This is a genomic window from Blautia sp. MSK18_10, assembly GCF_020553185.1.
In the GTDB taxonomy this organism is placed as follows: domain Bacteria; phylum Bacillota; class Clostridia; order Lachnospirales; family Lachnospiraceae; genus Blautia_A; species Blautia_A wexlerae.
The window spans coordinates 1-8,687 of sequence record NZ_JAJCGT010000068.1 but is presented as its reverse complement, the minus strand read 5'-3'; the positions used below and the strand labels follow the sequence as shown (position 1 = coordinate 8,687).

Annotated in this window: 8 protein-coding genes; all 8 read right to left on the bottom strand. The window is 47.0% G+C overall.

Annotated elements, in window-relative coordinates; all coding sequences use genetic code 11:
* Window positions 1-19: 19 nt before the first annotated feature.
* The 8 genes from LI074_RS16245 to LI074_RS16210 all read right to left on the bottom strand — a co-directional run bounded on the left by LI074_RS16245 (window position 20) and on the right by LI074_RS16210 (window position 8,573).
* Window positions 20-805 (bottom strand): reverse transcriptase domain-containing protein, encoded by a 786-nt coding sequence (locus LI074_RS16245; RefSeq protein WP_008704421.1) that lies wholly within the window; start codon window positions 803-805, stop codon window positions 20-22.
* A gap of 8 nt (window positions 806-813) precedes the next feature.
* Window positions 814-1,134: a hypothetical protein gene (locus LI074_RS16240; RefSeq protein ID WP_147612031.1), complete on the bottom strand. Its 321-nt coding sequence runs from the start codon at window positions 1,132-1,134 to the stop codon at window positions 814-816.
* Window positions 1,135-1,418: 284 nt separating this feature from the next.
* Window positions 1,419-3,092: a phospho-sugar mutase gene (locus LI074_RS16235; RefSeq protein WP_173698406.1), complete on the bottom strand. Its 1,674-nt coding sequence runs from the start codon at window positions 3,090-3,092 to the stop codon at window positions 1,419-1,421.
* A 41-nt stretch (window positions 3,093-3,133) separates the two neighbouring features.
* Entirely contained in the window at window positions 3,134-4,120 is a 987-nt protein-coding gene (locus tag LI074_RS16230) for a type I phosphomannose isomerase catalytic subunit (protein WP_055058518.1), read from the bottom strand.
* A gap of 58 nt (window positions 4,121-4,178) precedes the next feature.
* Window positions 4,179-5,495: a sugar phosphate nucleotidyltransferase gene (locus LI074_RS16225; protein WP_173698405.1), complete on the bottom strand. Its 1,317-nt coding sequence runs from the start codon at window positions 5,493-5,495 to the stop codon at window positions 4,179-4,181.
* 24 nt (window positions 5,496-5,519) lie between these two features.
* Window positions 5,520-6,461 (bottom strand): GDP-L-fucose synthase family protein, encoded by a 942-nt coding sequence (locus LI074_RS16220; RefSeq protein WP_334296862.1) that lies wholly within the window; start codon window positions 6,459-6,461, stop codon window positions 5,520-5,522.
* 21 nt (window positions 6,462-6,482) lie between these two features.
* Window positions 6,483-7,535 (bottom strand): GDP-mannose 4,6-dehydratase, encoded by a 1,053-nt coding sequence (gmd, locus tag LI074_RS16215; RefSeq protein ID WP_008704427.1) that lies wholly within the window; start codon window positions 7,533-7,535, stop codon window positions 6,483-6,485.
* Between the two features lie 162 nt (window positions 7,536-7,697).
* Window positions 7,698-8,573: an AraC family transcriptional regulator gene (locus tag LI074_RS16210; RefSeq protein ID WP_173698403.1), complete on the bottom strand. Its 876-nt coding sequence runs from the start codon at window positions 8,571-8,573 to the stop codon at window positions 7,698-7,700.
* Between the last annotated feature and the right edge of the window lie 114 nt (window positions 8,574-8,687).

Genomic DNA, 8,687 nt, shown 5'->3' with positions numbered 1-8,687 from the left:
TGGCTATACTTGTTTGACATCATGTCACAAGTTTCCGCCTTCGTGGCGCACAATCGTCGGCATATACGACCAGACCTGCATATCCTTTCAGCTTTGGTGTTATCACCTCTTTAAACCACCATACCAGTACGTAATGCATATAGATACAGGAGATTACAGGAGAACAGACAGAACCCTGTCCACTTCCTTCTTCGGTTTCTTCAAATTCATAGTTGTTCATAATTCCTGCCTTCAGCATCCGTCTGACAAGACGGATAATATTGGGGTCTTTGATCCTTGATCCTATAAAACGTATGATCCATTCATGGTCAAGATGCTGGAAGAACCCTTTAATGTCTGCATCCAATACATAACTTGTTGGTTTTCTCTCCAACATCAGGTTTAATTTTCGGATTGCTTTATGACATCCCCTGTTGGGTCGGAATCCCATCATTTCATCATAGAATATGGGTTCAAACACCGCTTCCAGTATTCTGCGCAGTGCTTCCTGCACCAGCTTATCTTCATAACAATAAATACTGAGCGGTCGCATCTTTCCATTATCCTTCGGTATTTCCACCAGCCTTGCCGGTTTCGGCTTATAGGACTTCTTCTTTAGACGTTCTATAAGAGCGCTTATGTTTTCTTCCAGTCTTCTCCCGTATTCCTCTTTGGTAATCCCATCAATTCCTACAGCTTTCGTTCCATCCATCTGGGCATGGCAGCTCTTAAGCATTTCTTTATTAATCAGATGTCCTAAAGACGTAAATACCATATCAGGATTTTCCTTTGATAATTGTGATATTCTCGCCAATTTCGTTTCCATTAGTACCTCTATCTCTGTGTATAGCTAATGTTTCCTCTTTGATATAGTTTCGCAGGCCAGAACTGTGAGGAACAGTTCTCTCTCGACTTCCCTCTGGTATTTATTTTGTTCATACCTTCATCGGTAATATTCGGACCTCCGACTACCTGCATTTCTTTTACCATCCTTCTTTTGGTTGTCAGGCATACTTTCTGTTTACACACTACAGAAGAAAATGCAGGTTCTCTCCAGTTGATATATATTCCCTGTATAACATGAATAGTTCCAACCAACACCGCAGAGGTATGTAAAATCTCACCATAACGATAAATACATATGTTGTCTTCCATCCAGACCACGATGTCGACCCTCTGGTGACTTTGGGATTTCGGTGCTCAATAGCTATCCCTGTTATCTTGCTGTCTACGCTTAGCCTGCAACGTTTCCGCGACAGACTCAAGACTCGCTTCAAATGCTGTGGTTAGCAGCTTATTTGATGGGGCTTCCACCCACCGGACTATATACCCTTAGCTGGACGCACGGTCTCACCCCAATGACGATATGACCCCAATGTACAAGATGGAACGTGATTCTCCAATTATCACCGAAAGGCTCCTTACGGAGCCTTTCAAAATCAACAAATCCACTTTTCTGCAGTTTTAGCAATCTCATCTTCTACTTCCTCTGCCATTTCTTTATTCTCAGCACTGACAGAAATATAAATTTTCAGCTTGGGTTCGGTACCGGAAGGACGTACCACCAGAGAGCAGTTGTCTTCCAGCAGAAATTTCAACACATCAGACTTGGGCAATCCATCCAGTCCCTGTACATAATCCAACAGCCTGGCAACCTTCTTGCCACCAAACTCCTTGATGCCACCGCGGAATGCCTGCATGATGCTCTGCATTCTGGCAAAACCTGCGCTGCCATCGAACTCATAGCTGTGCAGGGTGTTCAGGCAGTAACCATATGTCTTATACAGTTCATCCAGCTTGTCCAACAGGCTGATGCCCCGGGTGGCATAGTAGCTGAACATCTCACAGATCATATACGCACCATCCACGCCGTCCTTGTCGCGGACGTAAGAGCCGGTCAGATAACCATAGCTTTCTTCGAAGCCGAACACATAACTGTCTGCTTTCCCCAGCTGTTCCAGCTTGCCAATCTGCTCGCCGATGAACTTAAAACCAGTCAACACGTTGACGGTACGCAGTCCGTAATGGGCGGCAATCTGCTCGCCCATATCCATCGTCACGATGGTCTTGATCATGACCGGGTCGGCAGGCATCTTACCGTGCTTGATGCGCTGACTGCAAATGTAATCCAGCAACAGCATACCTGTCTGGTTGCCGGTCAGCAGCTCATACTCCCCAGCCTTATTCTTGACAGCAATACCCACACGGTCACAATCCGGGTCAGTTGCCAACAACAAGTCAGCGTTGCACTTCCTGGCATACTCCATGCCCAGTGCCATTGCTTCCTTGATCTCAGGATTCGGGTAAGGACAGGTCGGAAAGTGTCCGTCTGGCTGCTCCTGCTCCTTGACCACAGTAATGTTAGTGTAACCCATCTCCTGGAGGGTGCGGGTCACTGGCTTCAACCCCGTACCATTCAGCGGGCTGTACACGATGGCTACATTCTTGTTGACGTTCTCGCCAAACAAGACTGACTGACTCTTGACCTGCTCTACAAATGCAGTGTAAACCTCGTCCGGAATATACCGGATGCTGCCGTTTGCCACGCCAGCTTCAAAATCACTGGTCTTGACATCCGCAAAGATGTCAAGTTTTTCAATCTCGGCAAGAATCTCCGCCGCTGCTTCGGTCGTGATCTGACAGCCGTCAGCACCATAGACCTTGTAACCATTGTATTTGCCGGGATTGTGGGAAGCTGTCACCATGACACCTGCAGAAGTATGCAGATAGCGAGTCGCAAAAGATACGGTCGGCACCGGCATCAGGACAGGCCAGATATTGACACTGACACCATTTGCTGTAAACACCCCTGCTGCGACTTTTGCAAACACATCGCTCTTGATACGGCTGTCGTAGCCGATTGCAACAGAAGGTTCTTTAAAGTGTTTCTTCAAATAGTCTGCTAATCCCTGAGAAGCCTTTGCAACTGTGTAAATGTTCATACGGTTTGTTCCTGCACCGATCACACCGCGCAGACCGCCTGTTCCAAATGCCAGATCACGATAAAACGCATCTTCGACTTCCACATAGTCCATTGCCTTCAGTTCCGCAGCAACATCCGTATCTGCCACTGCATTTGCCAGCCATCTTTCATATTCCTTCTTAATCTTCATCTTACCTACCTGTCTTTCCCCATACCCTGGAGTTCTGTATTTTATCCTCTGATATCAAGGAACTGCGCCTGTCCGTGAATCGTAAGGACTTCTGAATCCGCCGGCACAAACACACAGTCTCCCTTATAAAAATTAACAGTTCCCTCATCATAGGATATCGTGCCACAGCCATCCATGCACAGTAATACCCGAAATGCCATCCTGTCCGCACGGTAATGCACCGTCTGTCGGCGTTCTGTATTGATAAGCATCCGGTATACTTCAAAATATTTGCAGCGTATCAATAGCTCCGATGCCATCCCCGGACGGTACTTCAGAACCCGCAGCGGCTGTCTCGGCTCTGTACTGCCGTAAAGATCTGCCACATCCAACGCCTTGTCGATATGCAGTTCCCTTTTCTTCCCGTCCTTTCCTATGCGGTCGTAATCATACAGCCGATAGGTCAGGTTTGAGCTTTCCTGGATTTCTGCCACGAGTGCACCTGCCCCAATGGCATGGATCGTGCCTGCAGGGATAAAAAACAGGTCATCCTTGTGAATAGGTACCTTCTGCAGATACTTCATCACCGTACCTTCTGCCAGTGCCTTTTGCATTTCTTTCTTTGTGCAGTCCTGCCGCAAACCGTAGATCAGTTTTGCATCCCTGGCTGCATCCAGCACATACCACATCTCCGTTTTTCCAAGCTGACCATGTTCCTTCATCTTTGCATAGTCATCATCCGGATGCACCTGCACAGACAGATCCTTTCTTGCATCGATCAGCTTCACCAGGATTGGCAGCGTTGTTTCGCCCTTATGCCGTTCTCCCAGATACTCCGGGTGGGCTTTTATGACCGCAGTCAGCTCCATTTTGTCAAACGTTCCACAACACACAGTACTTACCCCATCCGGATGCGTGGAACATTCCCATGTTTCTGCCAACGGAGACAACTCAATATTCTTCCCATATTCATCGTTCAGCCTTTTTCCACCCCACAGGTAATCCTTACCTGCCGGACGGAGCAAAAGGGGTTCATTTCTTTTTTCCATGCATACGTCCATTGATCACCATTTCTGTCTTTCTTACCAGTCGTATTTTCTATCTTGTTTACTGCTCCAGCTCAAACTTCTGCTTATCGTGGACGTTGATATCCGCACCCAGCTGTACCTCAATCAGCTTCAGTTCCGTATCAGCTATCACAGTATGACGGCAGCCTGCGGACATAGTTATAACGTCACCTGGCTTTACCATCTGCTCCATACCATCCACGATGGTTTTTCCTTCACCGGATATGACTACCCACACCTCATCCCGGTTCTTGTGGCTGTGGTAATTCATACTGTGGCCGGGATTTAAGGTTACCTTAATCGTCAGGGATGTGGTTTCCACATCGACCACCTTAAAACTGCCCCAGGACTTCTCAGCAAACATAATCTGCTGTTCAAACTTATCTACAAACGGCTTAATGTAAGAACTCTGCTCTTTATCCGAGACCAGAATGCCTTCCGGTGATGCGGAGATCACCAGATCATGCAAACCCATTGCCAGTACCGGCACATCCATTTCATTGATGATATGGACTCCGGAGCACTTGTCGTTCAACTCCCCCTTACCAATAATGCTTTCGTCCATTGCCTCAGTCAGCGTATTCCATGTGCCAAGGTCTTTCCACATACCGGCAAAACGGACAACCTGAATTTTTGACTCATGCTCTGCCACAGCATAGTCGAAAGAAATCTTCTTCATGGTATCGTACTTGTCGAACAAATCCTGATAGTCTGTAAAATCCATCATCTCATGGGCTTTATCCATCACATAGCCCAGTTTATAAGCAAACACACCGCCATTCCAGAGTGCTCCCTGTGCAATATACTGTTCTGCCACATCCGCTGTCGGTTTCTCCCTGAAGGTTCTTACCTCAGCCACATGGTCTGCACTCTCAGGGATGATGTAGCCGTACTTTTCACTGGGATAGGTCGGCTCAATACCCATCAGTACCAGATTTGCCTCGCACTTGTCTGCTTGCTCTGACAGTTCCTTCAATGCTTCAAAGTAATCATCCTCCACATAAGGGTCAACCGGGCAGACTATCACAGATTCAGACGGGGCAACATGCATCACATCCACCAGATAAGCTGTTGCCAGTGCAATGGCCGGGAATGTATCACGGCGGCACGGTTCTACGCTGATGCCCACGTCCTCACCCAGCTGGTTGTGGATCGCAGAAACCTGTGTTTTACTGGTGGCAATAGTCACGGTCGCATCTGTGTCCACCTTCCTGATCTGTCGGTAGACACGCTGCACCATGGACTCATAGGTGCCGTCCTCCTTTTTGAAAATCTTGATAAACTGTTTGGAACGGATGTCATTGGAAAGGGGCCACAGACGCTTGCCGGAACCGCCGGACAACAAAATGATATTCATAATCTTCTCCTCGTAAAAATAAGATCAGCGTTCAGCGCGCATGGGATTATTCAGAAAGTCCTCATACGCAAGGCGTATGCCATCCTCAAGCTCGGTTTTATACGTCCAGCCAAGGTTCGTTGCCTTGGAAACATCCAGAAGCTTACGCGGTGTACCATTTGGCTTATCAGGATCCCATTTGATCTCACCGTTATAGCCTACAACCTTCGCAACCAGCTCAGTCAGCTCCTTAATAGTCAGTTCCTTGCCGGTACCAGCATTGACAGTCTCGTTACCTGAGTAGTTGTTCATCAGGAACACACACAGATTTGCCAGGTCATCCACATACAGAAACTCACGCAGCGGAGAACCATCCCCCCAGCAGGTTACACTTGCAGCATCGCTCTCCTTCGCCTCATGGAAACGGCGGATCAGCGCCGGAAGCACATGACTGTGTGTAGGATGATAGTTGTCATTTGGACCGTACAGATTTGTCGGCATTACGGAAATATAGTCTGTGCCATACTGGCGGTTCAGAAACTCACAGTACTTTAACCCGGAAATCTTTGCCAGTGCATATGCCTCATTGGTTTTCTCCAGTTCAGAAGTCAGCAGGCAGCTTTCCTTCATCGGCTGGGGTGCCATACGCGGATAAATACAGGAAGAACCTAAGAATTCCAGCTTCCTGCAGCCGTTCTTCCATGCAGAGTGAATCACATTCATTTCCAAAATCATATTATCATACATGAAATCAGCCAGTGCATTCTGGTTTGCCACAATGCCGCCTACTTTGGCAGCTGCGAGAAACACATACTCCGGCTTTTCTGCAGCGAAAAACTTCTCCACTGCATCCTGACGGGTCAGATCCAGCTCCTTATGGGTACGTGTCACAATATTCGTATATCCCTGACGCTGCAGCTCACGGACAATGGCAGAGCCTACCATTCCGCGATGACCTGCAACATAAATTTTTGCATTTTTTTCCATCATAATCGTATGCCTTCTTTCTTACATAACAGCCTTCATGGCCTTCTCGCGCTTTGCAAGCTCACGGTCATTCTTTGCCATAATCTCCACCAGTTCTTCATAGCTCGTCTTCTGCGGATTCCATCCCAAAACCGTCTTCGCCTTAGTCGGATCGCCCCACAGATTGTCCACATCAGTCGGCCGGAACCACTGGGGATTTACGCATACCAACATCTTGCCGGTAGCTGCATCGTAACCCTTCTCATCAATGCCGGTACCTTCCCAGCGGATGGTCATACCGTTAGCTGCAAACGCCTTCTCAGTGAAGTCGCGGACCGTGTGCTGTACACCTGTCGCAATGACAAAATCCTCTGGCTTCTCCTGCTGCATGATCAGCCACATGCACTCAACATAATCTTTGGCATAGCCCCAGTCACGCAGGGAATCCATATTGCCCAGTTCCAGATGATCCTGCAGACCTTCTGCAATGCGTCCTGCAGCCAGTGTGATCTTACGGGTAACAAAATTTTCACCACGACGCTCAGACTCATGATTGAACAGAATGCCGTTAACAGCGAACATTCCATAAGCATCACGGTATTCCTTCACCATCCAGAAGCCATACTGCTTTGCCACAGCGTAAGGGGAATATGGATGAAACGGTGTGGTTTCTTTCTGTGGAACCTCTTCTACCTTGCCATACAGTTCAGAAGTAGATGCCTGATATACCTTACAGGTCTTTGTCAGACCACAGACACGGACAGCTTCCAGCACACGCAGGACACCCAGTGCATCCACATCACCGGAATATTCCGGCGCATCAAATGATACCTGCACATGGCTCTGGGCAGCCAGATTATAAATTTCATCCGGTCTGATCTCTCCCACCAGACGGATCAGCCCTGAAGAATCAGACAGATCTCCGTCATGAAGTTTAATCACATTTTTTTCGATCAGATGATCGATACGGGCAGTATTTGAAATGGAAGCACGACGTACAATACCGTGAACCTCGTAACCTTTCTCCAGTAAAAATTCAGCCAGATAGGAACCATCCTGACCGGTAATACCGGTAATCAATGCAACCTTAGACATATATTAACCTCAACTTTCCTTTTGATTTACTTTCTGTTGATCAATAGCAACTGTTCAATACCTCCACAGTTACTGCATTTATTTTAGTAAAAAATCCGGAAAGCCTGAATTCACGATATTGCCCTTTCTCCCTGTTTTCTTACATTATCTTGCTCTTTTTTCTCACTTCTCCCACTTCTCTCTGTACTCTAAAGGACTCATGCCTTCCATATGTCTGAAAACCCGGCTGAAATAATGAGGCTCCCCCAGACCGCATTTATAGCCGATGATCTTTATCTTTTCGTCGGAAAAGCGGAGCATATATTTTGCCTTCGTGACTCTCCTGTTCATCAGGTAGCTGCTGATACTGACACCAAACTGCTCCCTGAACACGCGGGTCAGATAGTATTTACTGATAAAAAAATGCTCTGCCAGAAAATCCAGGCTTATTTTCTCCTGATAATGCTCATCCAGGTACTGCTTTACAGGAAGTACATTCTGTTTTTTCAGATCTGCATCCCTGTGTTTTTCTCCCGGGTGCCAGGACTCATTCATCAGAAGCGTCAGCAGATAATTCAGCTCACTGTTGATCTTCATATCCCGAATGTAATCATCGGAATCTGCCAGCTCATAAATCCTGTGACAGATTTCCAGAAACCCGGAAACAGAAACGGGGTGGAAGACTGCTCTTCCACCCCGCTCTAAATACTTGTCATAAATTGCTGTCATATTCGGCCCATAGAAATGTATCCAGGATAAACTCCACAACTTCTCCGAACTACTGTGTGCATACTGTTTCCTGCAGTCAATAAACACACAGTCTCCTGTACGAAGAGAATAAGTTCTGCCTTCACAGATGAGCTCACCCTCGCCATCTGTCACTGTAAAAAACAAATAAGAGGACAGGTTACTGCGCCCTGTGCTGTGAGGCTTATGTACCTGCAGAGAGCCAATCTCCTGCAGATACAGTAAAGAAGTCCTGGCAAAATTTGACGGTGTATATAAAATCCTGTCAGAGGTGACAACCGGTAATTGTGTATTAACAAATAAATCTTTCATCTGATCTTTTCCTTCGGAATTTCTATTCCCATACAAGCTTACAGTCAGCTACGCCAACAAGGCTGTCCATAAATACTTCTTTCAGACGTTCTTCTACCATCTGCCTTGTCACAC

Coding starts and splice junctions, on each gene's coding strand:
- LI074_RS16240 (WP_147612031.1), bottom strand. CDS start 1,134: ATGGAAGACAACATATGTATTTATCGTTATGGTGAGATTTTACATACC.
- LI074_RS16210 (WP_173698403.1), bottom strand. CDS start 8,573: ATGAAAGATTTATTTGTTAATACACAATTACCGGTTGTCACCTCTGAC.
- gmd (WP_008704427.1), bottom strand. CDS start 7,535: ATGTCTAAGGTTGCATTGATTACCGGTATTACCGGTCAGGATGGTTCC.
- LI074_RS16225 (WP_173698405.1), bottom strand. CDS start 5,495: ATGAATATCATTTTGTTGTCCGGCGGTTCCGGCAAGCGTCTGTGGCCC.
- LI074_RS16220 (WP_334296862.1), bottom strand. CDS start 6,461: ATGGAAAAAAATGCAAAAATTTATGTTGCAGGTCATCGCGGAATGGTA.
- LI074_RS16235 (WP_173698406.1), bottom strand. CDS start 3,092: ATGAAGATTAAGAAGGAATATGAAAGATGGCTGGCAAATGCAGTGGCA.
- LI074_RS16230 (WP_055058518.1), bottom strand. CDS start 4,120: ATGGAAAAAAGAAATGAACCCCTTTTGCTCCGTCCGGCAGGTAAGGAT.
- LI074_RS16245 (WP_008704421.1), bottom strand. CDS start 805: ATGGAAACGAAATTGGCGAGAATATCACAATTATCAAAGGAAAATCCT.